The sequence below is a fragment of the Alicyclobacillus tolerans genome (assembly GCF_048984885.1).
In the GTDB taxonomy this organism is placed as follows: domain Bacteria; phylum Bacillota; class Bacilli; order Alicyclobacillales; family Alicyclobacillaceae; genus Alicyclobacillus_I; species Alicyclobacillus_I tolerans.
On record NZ_JBMGNK010000002.1, the window covers coordinates 1,460,043 to 1,474,277 of the forward strand.

Below are 14,235 nucleotides of genomic sequence, written 5' to 3' on the forward strand. Positions count from 1 at the left end.
TTTTGCTTGAAAAGGTGCCTGTCACACATGTGGCTGGTATAGGACCGGCCAAAACCAAGGCATTGGCCGAACTTGGCATTCATGATGTTGCTGCATTGCTCACGCATTTTCCTTACCGTTATGACGATTTGCGTATTCGTCCACTGCTGTCTTATGCGGATGGTGACAGGGTGCGCGTTCAGGTGACCATTAATGGGTCGCCTAAACTGCGTTGGCAAAATGGAAAATCTATTCTCCAGGCACCTGTTCTGGTTGATTTTCAAACCCCTGCGTACGCTATGTGGTTTAACCAACATTATTTACAAAAACGTCTGCGCGAAGGCGAAGTTGTCATTCTGCAAGGAAAATGGAGTGAACGTTACCGTCGTATCGCCGTTTCTCATACAGAGTTTGGCAACCAGCGACTACGTTCAGAAGAAGCGGCCATGTACCCTGTCTACCGTTCAAGCAAACAAATCTCTTCGCCGCAAATAGCTGCTTTTATACAACAAGCACTGGCGCAATTTCAAGATCAAATTGTTGATTTATTGCCGCTTGAATTGCGGCAGCGTTATAAACTGGTAAATCGTTATGAAGCGTTACTGGCCATGCATCGGCCCCGAACCCGGGAGGAGTTGCGACAAGCCCACCGGCGACTTGCTTTTGAAGAATTTTTTTTATTCCAGCTGCAACTGCAGCGATATCGTGTTCAAGCCAAATTGCAGTCAGACGGAGTTGTCCGTCATGTACCTTCTGATGTATTCGAAAAGTTTGCTGATGCGCTGGAAGGATTTACGCTAACGGATGGTCAATACGATGCTATGCAAGAGATTTATCATGATCTCAATAGTCCACGTGCCATGACGAGACTGCTTCAGGGGGATGTCGGATCGGGCAAAACATGGGTTGCCTTCTTTGCCGCCTATGCTATGGTACGTGCTGGCTGGCAAGTGGCTATGATGGCTCCTACAGAAATTCTCGCCGAGCAGCATCTTCTTGAAGCTCGCAAGCGGCTTGAGCCACTGGGTGTACGTGTAGCTTTGCTCACAGGTTCCACAGGTATTCGCGAACGCAGAGAGATTCTGGCTCTTCTGGCGGCCCATCAGGTCGATCTCCTTTTAGGCACACACGCCTTGCTGACAGGAGATGTGGAGTTTGCTCGTTTAGGGCTGGTCATTACCGATGAGCAGCATCGCTTTGGCGTTGCACAGCGTGGTACATTGCAAGAAAAAGGGGAGCGCACCGACATTCTCTATCTGTCTGCCACGCCCATACCGCGTACGTTGGCGCTTGCCATCTATGGAGATTTAGATGTTTCCGTGATTCGCGAACGTCCAAAAGGCAGGCAGCCTGTACGTACATTTTGGTTGCGAAGCAGTGAAGAAGACAAAGCAGTTCGCATGGTTCGTCGTGAACTGGCTAAAGGTCGGCAGGCTTATATAGTCGCTCCACTTGTGGAGGATTCGGAAAAACTGGAGGCGACATCGGCTGTGTCGCTGTACGAGCAGATGCAGTCGCATTTGGCTGGCTATCGAGTCAGTATGTTGCATGGGCGTCAGTCGGCGAAAGAAAAGGACGCCATCATGCGTTCCTTTATAGCAGGTGAAATTCAAGCGCTTGTTTCTACAACCGTCATCGAAGTCGGTATTGACGTTCCCAATGCCACCATCATGTTGATTTACCATGCCCAGCGTTTTGGCCTTGCCCAGTTGCACCAACTGCGCGGACGCGTTGGTCGTGGTGCGAATGCAAGTTTTTGTATTCTTCTTGGTGATCCGCCTGGAGATGTGGCCAAGCAACGTCTTGAAACCATGGTTGGTACAGATGACGGTTTTTTGATTGCGGAAAAGGACTTGGAGTTGCGCGGTCCAGGAGAGTTTCTTGGCGTAAGGCAAAGCGGATTGCCGGAATTTACTGTAGGGGATTTGGCTCGCGATTTAAATATCATGCAAGTCGCTCGCGATGAGGCAGAGAAACTATTGCAGGAAAACGAATTTTGGCTGCTCCCGGTTTACGAAGGTTTGCGTAAACATCTGTTTGAAGCAGATTCGGCAGGGCTAAAATATTAAAAATTGTACAGTTTTGGGACGGGTTTTAGCGGGGGCCGTACAACTTTTGTATTGGCTTAATGTGGCAAACATATTTCTAGTGTTCTCTTCTCATAATAGGTGTACCAAGAGCAGGGGAGGTGAAAGGAAATGGCAAACGGAAGTAGCAATAACCTAGTTGTCTCCGGTGCTTCTCGCGCCCTCGATCAAATGAAATACGAAATCGCTTCTGAGTTTGGCGTTCAGCTCGGCGCTGAAACGACTTCTCGTCAGAACGGTTCAGTTGGTGGAGAAATCACCAAACGTCTGGTGGCCTACGCTGAACAGCAATTGTCGGGTCGTCAGAACTTCTAATCAGGATACCAGACAAAAAGGGTCCTGGTGAAGAACAGAGGAGCTACCACGAAGGTCATGTCAAAGTGACTGGAGGGTGGCTCCTCTTTGTTTATCTTGTGAAGAACATCTCCAGACCGTATGCTTGATCATACAACCATATGGAATTCATCCTTGGCTGGATGAGTATCCAAACTAGAGGTGACCCATGCAGCGTCTGCAAAGAATTGCTATGCAGCTTATTCCAAGAAGTACAACAACGTATTTTTTGGGTAAATTTTCAAGGATGCGCCTGAGTCGAAAAGTGATTCCCTGGTATGTTCGCAAGTACCAAATCAATGTTTGGGAGCTCGACCGAAAAGTAGAAGATTACCCTACTTTGCACAGTTTTTTTTGTCGATCGCTGCACAGCTTTGCCCGACCACTGGCAAAAGAGGGACTGGTTTCACCTGTAGACGGATTGGTTACCAGTACAGGTCTAATTGACGATCAACAACAGTTTGAAGCTAAAGGTCAAATTTATTCTCTTTTTAATTTGCTCCATGATGAAGATTTGGCTCATCGATTGACCGGAGGTCAGTTTTGGGTGATTTATCTAAGTCCTCGCGACTATCATCGAATTCATATTCCTTATTCAGGGCTTTGGGTATCCCATCGTCATATTCCAGGCCATCTTTATCCAGTCAATTCGCTGGGCGAAAAGATGACATCGTTACTTTTTGCGAAAAATGAACGAGTTGTAACAGAATTTCGTGTCAATGACCAACATTTTTATGTGCTTGTTTCGATTGGTGCGTTTGGTGTCGGTTCCGTACGTTTGCGTCATATGCCGCGCATGCATCCATTCCGTCATCGTTTTCTTCACCATAGCGAATCTTTGTTTCAAGGAGCTGTTGAAGAATTGAAAGGAGAAGAGTTTGGTCGATTTGAACTTGGTTCTACGGTTATTTTGCTGACTTCTCCTGGTTTTGTGGTGAACAATCTCCAAACTGTCGGACAGCGAGTAAAAATGGGAAGCGTTTTGGCCAATGTAGGAATAGGAAATCGATAAGTTGGCGACCATGTGAATATAGATTTTCCGAGAGGTTTTCCAATTCACGGAGCTCAATTGGAAGAGACTGCGCTTGCCGAGAACGGACAAACATTGTAGAGTGTAGATGAACTGAGGGCTTGTCCAAATGGGACAGTCAGCGGATGTCGGTGTATGTTGCCGAACTTCATCTACGGGGTGAATGTATTCAGTGAAAATTTTGATTGCTGGTGGAGACGGGTTTTGTGGCTGGCCCACAGCGCTTTATTTTTCAGAGCGAGGTCATGAAGTAGCCATTCTAGACAATATGGTACGCAGAGAATGGGATGTAGAACTTGGCACACAGTCACTGACGCCGATTGCATCTATTGAAGAGCGTATTTCTGCTTGGAAAGAGATCACAGGAAAAACGATTACGCTTTTCCGCGGAGATTTGCAAGATTACGAATTTGTCCACGAATCCTTTAAAGCGTTTGAACCTGAGGCAATCGTTCATTATGGTGAGCAGCGCTCTGCACCCTATTCCATGATCGATCGGGAACATGCTGTTTTCACCCAGGTGAACAATGTAGTTGGCAATTTAAACGTGCTTTTTGCTATGAAAGAACTCGTTCCTGACTGCCATCTCATCAAATTGGGTACAATGGGTGAATATGGCACGCCGAATATTGATATTGAAGAAGGCTATATCCGTATTGAACATAAGGGGCGAGTGGATGTTCTCCCTTATCCCAAACAGCCATTTTCTTTCTATCATCTCTCTAAAGTTCATGACAGTCACAATATTATGTTCGCCTGCAAATCGTGGGGGATTCGAGCCACTGATTTAAATCAGGGAGTCGTATATGGACTGTGGACCGAGGAGACAAAACGGGATGAACGTCTTTACAACCGAATCGACTATGATGGAGTATTTGGTACGGCGCTTAATCGCTTCTGTATCCAGGCTGCCATTGGCTATAACTTGACGGTTTATGGAAAAGGCGGACAGACACGGGCTTTTCTCGATATTCGCGATACCTTGCAGTGTGTTGAATTAGCAGCGCTTCATCCGGCCGATCGCGGTGAGTTCCGTGTTTTCAATCAATTTACCGAACAATTTTCAGTCCTTCAATTGGCAGAGCGTGTACAACGTGTGGCTGCTGAGATGGGATTGACAGTGAGTATTGATCATTTGGAGAATCCTCGTGTAGAAAAAGAAGAACATTATTACAACGCCATTCATACAAAACTGCTTGATTTGGGGCTGCAACCTCATCTGCTCTCGGACGAGTTGATTCGCGACTTGATTGAGACAGCAGAGCGCTATCGCGATCGAATTCAAACAAATGTGATTGCGCCAACTGCGACCTGGAGGTAGGAACGAATGCGCATTGCGATGTTTACGGAAACTTTTTTGCCGGGGACGGACGGCATTGTCACGCGTCTTTGTGCAACGTTGGAAAAGTTGCATGCAGAAGGCCACGAGGTTTTGCTGTTTGCGCCTGAAGGTGCGCCAAAAGAATATGCCGGAGCAAAAATTGTTTCCTTGCCGTCAATGCGCTTTTTTCTCTATCCTGAAAAAAAGTTTCCCATGCCGTCCAGGAAAATCGGTGCACCTCTCCAAGAGTTTCAAGCTGATTTAATTCATACCGTCAATCCCGCATTCGTCGGTTTGTCGGCTATCTATTACGCATGGAAATTGCGCTTGCCGTTAGTCGCTTCTTACCATACGAATGTACCAGCTTACGCTCGTCATTATCATTTGGATTTTCTCGAACCGGCTTTATGGTGGTATTTTCGTACTTTGCATAATCGGGCTGTTCTTAATTTGTGCACATCTAAAGCTACACAGGAAATATTGTTGGCTCAACGCTTTAAAAATGTAGGTTTGTGGGAACGCGGAGTTGATTTGAAGCTCTATCAAGAAACCTCTCCTTCTCCTGAAATGAGGCATCGTTTAGCGCCAAACGCGAAAGATACAGATAAATTGCTTTTGTATGTGGGCAGATTGGCTTCTGAAAAACGGATCGAACAGTTACTGGAGTGCGTGCAAGAGGACAAGCCGTATCATTTGGCCATCGTCGGTGATGGACCGCACCGTGCTGAACTGGAACGTTATTTTGCAGGTACACGAACCACGTTTGTCGGCTATTTGCATGGTCGTGAACTGGCGCAAGCTTATAAATCGTCTGATGCTTTTGTCTTCCCGTCCACGACGGAGACGCTAGGATTGGTACTTTTTGAAGCCATGGCAAGCGGTTTGCCGATTATTGCAGCAGACAGTCCACCTACGCGGGAAGTATTGGAATATGGAAAAGCTGGCGTTATATACAACAGCCAGCAGGCAGGGGATCTTTTGCAGAAAGTCAATCAACTGTTTGCAGATCGTGAGTGGAGAGACCATATCTGCTCCCACGCTGCACAGATTGCATCCGAGTTGGACTGGCAACGCCCAACTCGTCAGTTGATAGAACATTACCAGTCTGTACTTGGTATTCGGACGGCTCCGGTGCGTGCAATGCCGCTCAGTCGATCTTAGTTGCACTATACTGATTTGATTCGTCACATCATTCTATTTTCTCTCTTCAAGTGCGGTGCATAGGGGCCAGAGGGTTCCATTGCACCGCTTCTTCTATAAACTTTCCAATGGAAAGCAACTTTCTCTCTGAACCAAGCGGTCCTACCAACTGCAAGCCCACTGGCAGGCCATCCAAAAGCCCGACAGGAATACTGAGTGCTGGCAAACCGGTGAAGTTGAACGGTTGCGTATTGCGGTTGAGTAGGCTTCGCACGGGCATTTCATGGGAACCCACAAAAACTTTTGATTGACCAATATCCGTAGCAGGAATAGGAACCGTTGGCATAACAAGGACATCCACTATTGCAAATTTCTCCGTCATTTCGGCTGTAAATTCTTTTTGAAAATGCAGTGCATCTAAAAACTCAATCGCACTTAGCGATTTAGCGCTGTTCAAGCGATCACGCACATCATCTCCAAACAGGCTGTCGTTTTCTTGAAGTCGTTGTCGATGAAGAGCATAGGCTTCTGTGGTAATCAATACCCGCTGATATTCTTGTACTCTTTCTAGACCGGACAAAGATAAATCAATGCGTTTTAGCCATCGGGTTTCCAACACACGCAACAAGGATGTGATTTTGTCTACCACCCCAGGATGACAGCGATCAAAAAAATAAGGACGTATCACACCGGCGCGAATCGGTTCAGGAAGTGAGTAAGGGAGATAGGGGTGATCGTCTGGCGACATGCGCATAGCCTGTTCATGGGACGAAGCAGTGAGTAAACTCAGCATCCAGGCAGCATCGTCTACAGAAAGTGTCATTGGTCCAACGTGATCGAGCGATGGAGCAAGTGGGAAGACGCCTTCTTTTGAAATGAGGCCAAAGCTGGGTTTCAGACCGACGGTGCCTGTTAAAGCGGCCGGGATACGCACGGAACCACCCGTGTCTGTGCCAAGGGCGGCTAAACTCATACCACTTGCCAACGCCACGGCCGATCCGCCACTGGAACCACCAGCAATTTTAGAACGATTCCATGGATTGCGGACATGTCCATAGTGGATATTCTCGCTTGTCGTGCCGAATGCAAATTCGTGCAAATGTGTTTTGCCTATCAATAAGGCGCCAAGTTCTCGTAAACGGGCTACGCTTGGAGCGTCGGCGAGTGGCTGATGATGGGCAAAGTAACGACTGCCATAAGTGGTGGGCATATCCTTTGTGTGAAACAGATCTTTAATCGCGATAGGGAGTCCGGCCAAGGGAGGCAGAAAACTTCCTTGCGCTCGTTTTTTGTCCTGCTCTTGCGCTAATTGTAAAATATCTTCATTGATATACAAAAAAGCACGTAGTTGACTGTTGTGCGCATGAATCTGTTGAAGATGCGCTTCAGCCAATTCGCGCGCCGACAACTGTCGCCGCGCGAGTGCTTGATGTGCCTTGGTAAGCGTCCAATATTCGCCTGTCAATGAAAAAACCTCATTTCAAATCAATTCTTCAGGCCACTTCATTTCTTGCTTTTCCCAGAGTACTCTCTGAGGGGCTTGGATATAGTATTCATAGACAAACAAGATTTTAATTGATTTTGATAATTAAGTAACCAGCCTTCTCTAATTGTTGAACTAGCAAAGGCAATTTGGGTGTTTTTTCTACTTTGAGAATCACTCTACGGTTGAGTGCTGACTCTTCAGCATCGAGAGCCACGCAGGTTACCACATTCAAGGATAAGCGATGCGTAATATTAAACAAACGTTCTAATGCACCTTCTGTTTCAGCAACACCTAACAGCAGGCGATCGGCAGGGATGTGAGTGGCGAAAGCCACGGATAGCGCTTTTTGTATGGAAGAACGTTTGACAATTCCGAGGAACAAATCATTTTCCACAATGGGAACGAAAGGCTGTTCGGTAATAATCTCAATGGTGCTTTCAAATGGATCTTCCAAGGTCAATGTTTTGACATTTCTAAGAATACAATGCGTTGCCGGTTGCTCGCAAAACTCTGAAAAACTGATATGATTTTCATGGGCAGCCAAAAATCCGTCAAAAATAGAACGCTTGCTAATCAGTCCGTGAAACTGCATGTTTTCATCTGCACAGGGTAAGGAAAGATGGGTCTGCAAGTGATGCAGTGCAGATTGAATCGTACTGTTGGGATGAACGATGGTCAATTCGGAAGCGTTGGTTAAACAATTGCGGATAAACAGAGGCTTCTCCTCCTTATGTGCTTTTCAGAATTATACTATGGGCGTTCCATTTCTAGCATCCATTTTTCAGAAGAATTAAATGAAAGCTTCTCAGACTTCTTGACTCGTTATGCTGACAGAGACAACAAAAAACCCGCGCCCGGGTAAGCGCGGATTTTTTGCGTGCCCAAAGCGACCAGCCTTGGGCACGTTTCTCTGGGAGAGGAGAAACCACAAGTTCGTGAGGATGGGGAAACCTCGCGCAACTCAGGTTTTCAACAGCCATCATCGGCTGATACTCTCATCCTAGACAGATAAATGATAAATTAAACGGCAAATAGGAGATTTTTTACACTTGGCTGCTTGTGGTAGAGTGGAGAAGTATGTAAGGATGGGTTTGTGAGAAAAACGTGATGTGCTGGAGGGGGGAGGAGGCGCTATGCGTGTCATTGCCGGGTTGTGGCGCGGACATCCTTTGCAATCGCCTCCCGGTGATTTTGCGCGTCCTACGACCGATCGCGTCAAAGAATCAATGTTCCATTTGTTGGGTCCGAGTTCTCCTCAGAATACAGTACTGGATTTGTTTGCCGGATCGGGAGCACTTGGCATTGAGGCTTTGAGTCGAGGGGCTCCTGAAGCTATTTTTGCGGATGTGCATCCGGTGAGTCTGTCTGTCGTTCGAACGAACTTGGCAAGACTGCGTGCAGAACAGAGCGTGCAGGTATGGAAATCGGATTGGCAGAAGACACTCTGTCGTGTGCTTCAAGAAGAACGGAAATTGTCTTGGATTTTTGTCGATCCGCCTTACGCAAAAGGCTTATGGCTGCCCATATTGGAATGGGTCGCCAGCCATCCTTTGCACTTTGCCAAAATGATTTTGGAAAGTCCCAAGCAGGTGCAACTCCCTGAACAAATCGGTCGAATTGAAATGAAAAAAAACCGCGTCTATGGCGATATCGCTGTAACCGTATATGAACCTGTAGCTATTGAAGAGATGGGTTGAGCAAGAGACAAGATGAAATGAAATAGGATAAACATGGAGTGAATTCAGGTGAAACGTGCAATTTATCCAGGCAGTTTTGATCCGCCCACCAATGGACACCTTAGTGTTTTGATGCGTGCTTTACCTGTCTTTGACGAAATTGTAGTGGCTATTATGGAAAACCCTGATAAACAACCGATGTTCACTGCAGAAGACAGGAAGTGGCTACTAGAGCAGTCGGTGCCCGCAGAAGTGAAGGGGAAAATTCGGGTGCGTTCGTATTGTGGATTGGTTGCTGACTTGGCAGGCGAAGAGCAGGCAGTGGCAATCATACGCGGTTTGCGTGACAGTTTGGATACTGACGCAGAACGCCGGATGGCACACATGAATGAGGCATTGTCCGGCATCCCTACACTTTTTCTCTATGCGACTCCGGAAACAGGGCATGTAGCCTCCTCTTTGATAAAGGATATCGTGAAACATGGTGGTAGGGTAGATGCGTTTGTTCCTGCTGCCGTTGCCGCCAGATTGCATCGTTCTCAATCATAAATGTCTGTGGGGTGACGATAGGGTGGGCATTGGGCTAGCCTTAGGCTCTGGTGGTGCAAAAGGATTTGCTCATGTAGGTGTTATCAAAGCGCTTGAAGAAGCGGGAATCACCATTGATTACATCAGCGGATCGAGCATGGGAGCCTTGATTGCAGCATTTTATGCGACAGGCATGCGCACTGTGTTTATGGAGCAGCTTGCCACCACGCTTCGTTGGCGTCACTGGGTAGATTTTACTGTTCCTAAAATGGGAATGGTAAATGGTGAAAAGGTGAAGCAGATGGTCCATATGCTCACCAAAGGTCAAAATATTGAACAGGCGAAAATTCCTTTAGCGATTGTTGCAACCGACTTATTAAGCCGACAGCGTGTTGTCTTTACCCATGGCAACATTGCCGAGGCGGTGCGTGCCAGCATTGCCATTCCTGGCGTTTTTGTTCCCGTGTTTACGGAAAACGCTGTGCTTGTGGACGGAGGGGTGCTCGATCGCGTTCCGATTGAAGCGGTTCGCAATCTGGGCGCTTCGAAAGTCATCGCTGTGGATGTTTCTGTAAATTCCCAGACCACTTTACCTCAATCCATGATTGATGTTTTTTTTCAATCTCTTGATATCATGCAGGAACAGGTCTATCAATCGGTACGCAGTGCAGCGGATATAGCGATTACGCCGCAACTGACCAGTATAGGGATTTCGCAGTTTTCGAAAGCAGCACTTGCGATTGATATTGGTTATCAGTCAGCAAAAGCGCAAATGGAAGAAGTTTTACGAGAACTGGAAAAGGATAATCATTGTGAAACGTATGATGGTGCGTCATAATTTCTAATGCTTGTACTTCGGCTCAAATGGATTGGAGTCAGTGCTGGGGTGATGGTCATGACTTTGGAGTTTTCTAGAAAAACATTGATAGACCAAAAAAGTCTTCTGATGGATGAGAGCTTTTCTACAAACCAGATGGTGGCGGCTTCTGAAGATGTATTGGAAGCCAAAGTGGCTGATGTCCATCTCTCTGTTTCGATGGTGGATAACTTTGCGAATGTGGCTGGTGCTGCCGATACTGAAGTTGAGTACCGCTGTGCGCGATGTCTTGAGCCTTTTACGGCTAGTTTGCATGCTCCAGTGGAAGAACGCTATAGCTGGAATGAGCAGGAAGCCAAACGAATCGATGCTGTTTATGCGCCTGATGATAAAGTTATATTGGATGACTTGGTGGAAGAATCATTATTGCTCGCCCTCCCATCGGTGCCTCTTTGTCGGGCTGATTGTCGCGGATTGTGCCAGGAGTGTGGGCAAAATTTGAATATGGCCGACTGTTCTTGTGAAAAGCGAAAAGTGGACCCGAGATTAGAAATTTTAAAAGACTTGCTTTCTTCCCCTGAATCAGAGTAAGATGTTGAACGGTAGTGGCAAGGGAGGTGTTGTACGTGGCTGTACCGCAACATAGAACGTCCAAGACGCGCAAACGTCTGCGTCGCACTCACTTTAAACTGACGGCTCCGGAAATTCAGCCGTGTCCGCAATGTGGCGAATATCGACTGACTCATCATGTTTGTAAAAATTGCGGCACTTATAAGGGCAGAACAGTGTTGTCCGTTAAGTAAAGTGTAAAAACACAGCTAGCCGACAGGCTGGCTTTTTTCATTTATCGGAAGATGATAAGGTCAAAATATTTCGGTTTTGCAATGATGACCTATCCACTCTCTTTTACTTGCGACGTCATTTTGTCAACAAACGTCTGTTTTTGGTGAAACTTTATACTTGTCAGTAGGTCTACAGGCAGTTAGCATTAGTACCAGTTATTAAAAAAATCAATATCAGTTAAGATTGTTGTCATTATCAACATAGAGTGTGTCCGGTACAGATGAACTTGAGTTCTACAATATCGACTGAGTTCTGCAACTCTTTGCCGACCACGTGTTAAAGGATGGATGGTAAACTGAAAAGGGTTGAGCGCCACGGACTCTTGAGGATGTATATTCAAAAACATCCCTTTGCCACGGATGAGCAATTGGCTGAACATTTTGGCGTAAGTGTGGCCACCATTCGATTGGATCGGCAAAAATTAGCGATTCCTGAAGCGCGCGAGCGTATTCGCCGTCTGGCAGAGACATCCCATGATGCGTTGCGCTCGCTTGATCAACAAGAAATCACCGGGGAATTAAAAGAGCTTCGTCTCAATGAATACGCGGTGTCAGAATTGACGATTGAAGCGCAGCACGTCTTTCATCGCTATCAGATTGCTCGCGGCCATGTTTTGTTTGCTCAGGTCAATTCTCTTGCGACAGCCATGGTGGATGCGGATATTGCAGTGACCGCCAAAAGCGAGTTGAGATTTGCCAATCCAGCTTATCTAGGGGAAACTGTGCATGCGCGGGTAGAAGTTGTGGCGAGACGAAAGCATGTATTGCGATGTTTTGCCGTTGCGCATGTAGAAAAGAAAATTATTTTGAAAGGTCAAATTTGGATGATTGCTGGTCCGGTATGGAATGCCTGAAAGTCCATTTCTAAATTATCAATGACTGTTGAAAGTATGGCTTGGCTTGTGAAAGTGAGGGAGATGTTTGGCAAAGCTTGTTGTCGATGTGATGGGGGGAGACTTGGCACCGCAGGCGCCTGTACAAGCTGTTTTAGATGCTGCCGCAAAGGAACTGCATACGGAGTATATCCTGGTTGGAGATGAAAAGAAAATTCGTGCAGTTTCTCATTCTTTTCCAGTCAATGTAACAATCGTTCACACCACGGAGCAAATAGACGGTACTGATGAGCCAGTGCGTGCTGTAAGGCGAAAAAAAAATGCCTCATTAGTAATAGCTGCTGAAATGGTGGCCGAAGGCAAAGCAGACGCATTACTGTCGGCAGGCAATACAGGAGCTATTGTTGCTGCTGGGTTACTGATTATTGGACGCGTACCGGGAATTTTACGCCCTGCTTTAGCTCCTGTCATGCCGACCTTTGATGGTCGAGGGGTATTGCTTTTAGATGCAGGCGCAACAATGGATGCCAATGAAGAAAATTTGCGCCAGTTTGCTTTTATGGGCAGCTATTATTCAGAAATGATTCTTGGCACAAGTCGACCGCGAGTTGGACTATTGAACGTAGGAACAGAGGCAGGGAAGGGGAATGCTTTGACGAAGGCAACCTTTCCGTTGCTGGAAAAATCGAATTTGCATTTTGTCGGCAATGTAGAAGCTCGCGATGTGCTCTCTGGTATTTGTGATGTACTGGTATGCGACGGGTTTGCCGGCAATGTGGTATTAAAATTGGCTGAAGGTCTAGGGCTTGGATTAGCTTCCGGGATTCGCTCTACGTTAGTTTCTTCTTTTCAGACCAAATTGGGCGCTTTGCTTGTAAAACCTCAATTAAAACAGTTTTTTCATCGATTTGAGTATTCAGAATATGGTGGCGCCCCGTTTCTTGGTGTTAATGGAGGATGTTTCAAAGCCCACGGCAGCAGCAATGTACGCGCTTGGTACGTGGCACTTGGGCAGGCACAGGCATTTGTGGAAAAGAACTTGCTAGGGAAATTATCGGAGGCATTTCTGAATTTAGAGGAAGTTTGAACGAGATGAAGTCATTTTAGGAGGATGGTATAACGTGGGAGTGCGTGCAAAAATTTTAGGCACTGGTTCAGCGGTGCCTCAGCGAGTGCTTTCTAATGCGGATTTGGAAAAGATGGTTGATACATCCGATGAGTGGATTGTAACAAGAACAGGTATTCGAGAACGTCGCATTGCAGAAGCAAACGAAGCCACTTCCGATTATGTGGCCAAAGCATGCGAAAGGGCGCTTGCTGCAGCTGGGGTTGATGCGTCGGAAGTGGATTTGATTGTGTGCGGCACGGTCACTCCTGACATGATGTTTCCTGCTACAGCTAATCTCGTTCAAAATGCTATTGGAGCTAAAAAAGCAGCTTCGTTTGATTTGTCTGCTGCTTGTAGCGGTTTTCTTTATGGATTGTCGCTTGGTGCTTCTTTTATCGAAAGTGGCCACTTTTCTTATGTGCTTGTAGCTGCGGGGGATTTGTTGTCAAGAATTACTGATTACGAAGATCGTTCTACTTGTGTGCTCTTCGGTGATGGAGCGGGTGCTGTGCTGCTTGGACGCGCCGAAGAGAGTGAAGAGGCTGGTATACTTGGTTTTTCGCTTGGCTCAGATGGGTCGGGCGGGCATCTTTTAAACATGCCTGCAGGTGGTTCGCGAATTCCTGCGTCAGCAGAATCTGTGGCAGCGCGCTTGCATTATCTGAAAATGCAAGGACAGGAGACATTTAAGTTTGCTGTCAATGCGATGGTCAGTTCTACAGAAGAAGTGCTAGAAAAAGTTGGATATCAGAAAGAAGATATTTCACTACTTGTCCCTCATCAAGCCAATATTCGGATTATTGACGCGGCGCGGCGCAGATTCGGATTGCCGGAAGACAAGGTGATGGTCACTATTGACAAATACGGCAACACTTCCGCTTCTTCCATAGCCATAGCTTTAGATGAGGCTGTTCGCGAAGGTCGTGCAAAGACTGGGGATTTGGTTGTTTGTGTTGGATTTGGTGGCGGATTGACTTGGGGATCAGTAGCCATTCGTCTCTAAAACAGTTGTATGACCTAGATAAACAGGTTGTGTAGTTTTTATTTTAAGAAAG

Annotated in this window: 15 protein-coding genes; 13 read left to right on the plus strand and 2 right to left on the minus strand. The window is 46.6% G+C overall.

Features of this window, described 5'->3' with window-relative positions; all coding sequences use genetic code 11:
• Positions 1-2: 2 nt before the first annotated feature.
• From recG to ACOJUR_RS07205, 5 genes are all read left to right on the plus strand, one after another.
• Positions 3-2,048 (plus strand): ATP-dependent DNA helicase RecG, encoded by a 2,046-nt coding sequence (recG, locus tag ACOJUR_RS07185; RefSeq protein ID WP_420949607.1) that lies wholly within the window; start codon positions 3-5, stop codon positions 2,046-2,048.
• A gap of 129 nt (positions 2,049-2,177) precedes the next feature.
• Positions 2,178-2,381, plus strand: coding sequence for an alpha/beta-type small acid-soluble spore protein (locus ACOJUR_RS07190; protein WP_072873814.1), 204 nt, complete (start codon positions 2,178-2,180; stop codon positions 2,379-2,381).
• Between the two features lie 187 nt (positions 2,382-2,568).
• Positions 2,569-3,411 carry an archaetidylserine decarboxylase gene (asd, locus tag ACOJUR_RS07195; protein WP_072873815.1) on the plus strand — a complete coding sequence of 281 codons (843 nt, stop codon included), beginning with the start codon at positions 2,569-2,571 and terminating at the stop codon, positions 3,409-3,411.
• Positions 3,412-3,601: 190 nt separating this feature from the next.
• Positions 3,602-4,750: an NAD-dependent epimerase/dehydratase family protein gene (locus tag ACOJUR_RS07200; RefSeq protein ID WP_072873816.1), complete on the plus strand. Its 1,149-nt coding sequence runs from the start codon at positions 3,602-3,604 to the stop codon at positions 4,748-4,750.
• Between the two features lie 6 nt (positions 4,751-4,756).
• Positions 4,757-5,911, plus strand: a complete 1,155-nt coding sequence (locus tag ACOJUR_RS07205; protein ID WP_072873817.1) for a glycosyltransferase family 4 protein — start codon at positions 4,757-4,759, stop codon at positions 5,909-5,911.
• A 46-nt stretch (positions 5,912-5,957) separates the two neighbouring features.
• On the opposite strand, the gene ACOJUR_RS07210 is transcribed toward ACOJUR_RS07205, so the two are convergent.
• Together ACOJUR_RS07210 and ACOJUR_RS07215 are read right to left on the minus strand one after the other, a co-directional pair.
• Positions 5,958-7,355: an amidase gene (locus ACOJUR_RS07210; protein WP_203114355.1), complete on the minus strand. Its 1,398-nt coding sequence runs from the start codon at positions 7,353-7,355 to the stop codon at positions 5,958-5,960.
• Between the two features lie 106 nt (positions 7,356-7,461).
• Positions 7,462-8,055 (minus strand): CBS domain-containing protein, encoded by a 594-nt coding sequence (locus ACOJUR_RS07215; RefSeq protein WP_420949608.1) that lies wholly within the window; start codon positions 8,053-8,055, stop codon positions 7,462-7,464.
• 454 nt (positions 8,056-8,509) lie between these two features.
• Here ACOJUR_RS07215 and rsmD point away from each other — a divergent pair, with 454 nt between their 5' ends.
• The 8 genes from rsmD (at position 8,510) to ACOJUR_RS07255 (ending at position 14,183) form a co-directional block, all read left to right on the plus strand.
• A complete protein-coding gene (gene rsmD / locus ACOJUR_RS07220) occupies positions 8,510-9,073 on the plus strand; it encodes a 16S rRNA (guanine(966)-N(2))-methyltransferase RsmD (protein ID WP_420949609.1) in 564 nt (187 codons plus the stop codon).
• A 48-nt stretch (positions 9,074-9,121) separates the two neighbouring features.
• On the plus strand, positions 9,122-9,601 hold the full coding sequence (gene coaD, locus ACOJUR_RS07225) for a pantetheine-phosphate adenylyltransferase (RefSeq protein WP_072873821.1): 480 nt from the start codon (positions 9,122-9,124) through the stop codon (positions 9,599-9,601).
• Positions 9,549-10,418 (plus strand): patatin-like phospholipase family protein, encoded by an 870-nt coding sequence (locus tag ACOJUR_RS07230; protein WP_083574150.1) that lies wholly within the window; start codon positions 9,549-9,551, stop codon positions 10,416-10,418. The genes coaD and ACOJUR_RS07230 overlap by 53 nt, the downstream gene beginning before the upstream one ends.
• A 57-nt stretch (positions 10,419-10,475) precedes the next feature.
• Positions 10,476-10,988 (plus strand): YceD family protein, encoded by a 513-nt coding sequence (locus tag ACOJUR_RS07235; RefSeq protein ID WP_203114353.1) that lies wholly within the window; start codon positions 10,476-10,478, stop codon positions 10,986-10,988.
• 35 nt (positions 10,989-11,023) lie between these two features.
• Complete coding sequence (gene rpmF, locus ACOJUR_RS07240; protein ID WP_072873823.1) at positions 11,024-11,200, plus strand: 50S ribosomal protein L32; 177 nt, start codon at positions 11,024-11,026, stop codon at positions 11,198-11,200.
• A gap of 323 nt (positions 11,201-11,523) precedes the next feature.
• Positions 11,524-12,093 (plus strand): transcription factor FapR, encoded by a 570-nt coding sequence (gene fapR, locus ACOJUR_RS07245; RefSeq protein WP_072873824.1) that lies wholly within the window; start codon positions 11,524-11,526, stop codon positions 12,091-12,093.
• 67 nt (positions 12,094-12,160) lie between these two features.
• Complete coding sequence (gene plsX / locus ACOJUR_RS07250) at positions 12,161-13,159, plus strand: phosphate acyltransferase PlsX (RefSeq protein WP_306954055.1); 999 nt, start codon at positions 12,161-12,163, stop codon at positions 13,157-13,159.
• 34 nt (positions 13,160-13,193) lie between these two features.
• Positions 13,194-14,183: a beta-ketoacyl-ACP synthase III gene (locus ACOJUR_RS07255; RefSeq protein WP_420949610.1), complete on the plus strand. Its 990-nt coding sequence runs from the start codon at positions 13,194-13,196 to the stop codon at positions 14,181-14,183.
• Positions 14,184-14,235: the final 52 nt, after the last annotated feature.

Coding starts and splice junctions, on each gene's coding strand:
- asd (WP_072873815.1), top strand. CDS start 2,569: ATGCAGCGTCTGCAAAGAATTGCTATGCAGCTTATTCCAAGAAGTACA.
- rsmD (WP_420949609.1), top strand. CDS start 8,510: ATGCGTGTCATTGCCGGGTTGTGGCGCGGACATCCTTTGCAATCGCCT.
- fapR (WP_072873824.1), top strand. CDS start 11,524: ATGGATGGTAAACTGAAAAGGGTTGAGCGCCACGGACTCTTGAGGATG.
- ACOJUR_RS07235 (WP_203114353.1), top strand. CDS start 10,476: ATGACTTTGGAGTTTTCTAGAAAAACATTGATAGACCAAAAAAGTCTT.
- ACOJUR_RS07190 (WP_072873814.1), top strand. CDS start 2,178: ATGGCAAACGGAAGTAGCAATAACCTAGTTGTCTCCGGTGCTTCTCGC.
- ACOJUR_RS07230 (WP_083574150.1), top strand. CDS start 9,549: ATGCGTTTGTTCCTGCTGCCGTTGCCGCCAGATTGCATCGTTCTCAAT.
- ACOJUR_RS07205 (WP_072873817.1), top strand. CDS start 4,757: ATGCGCATTGCGATGTTTACGGAAACTTTTTTGCCGGGGACGGACGGC.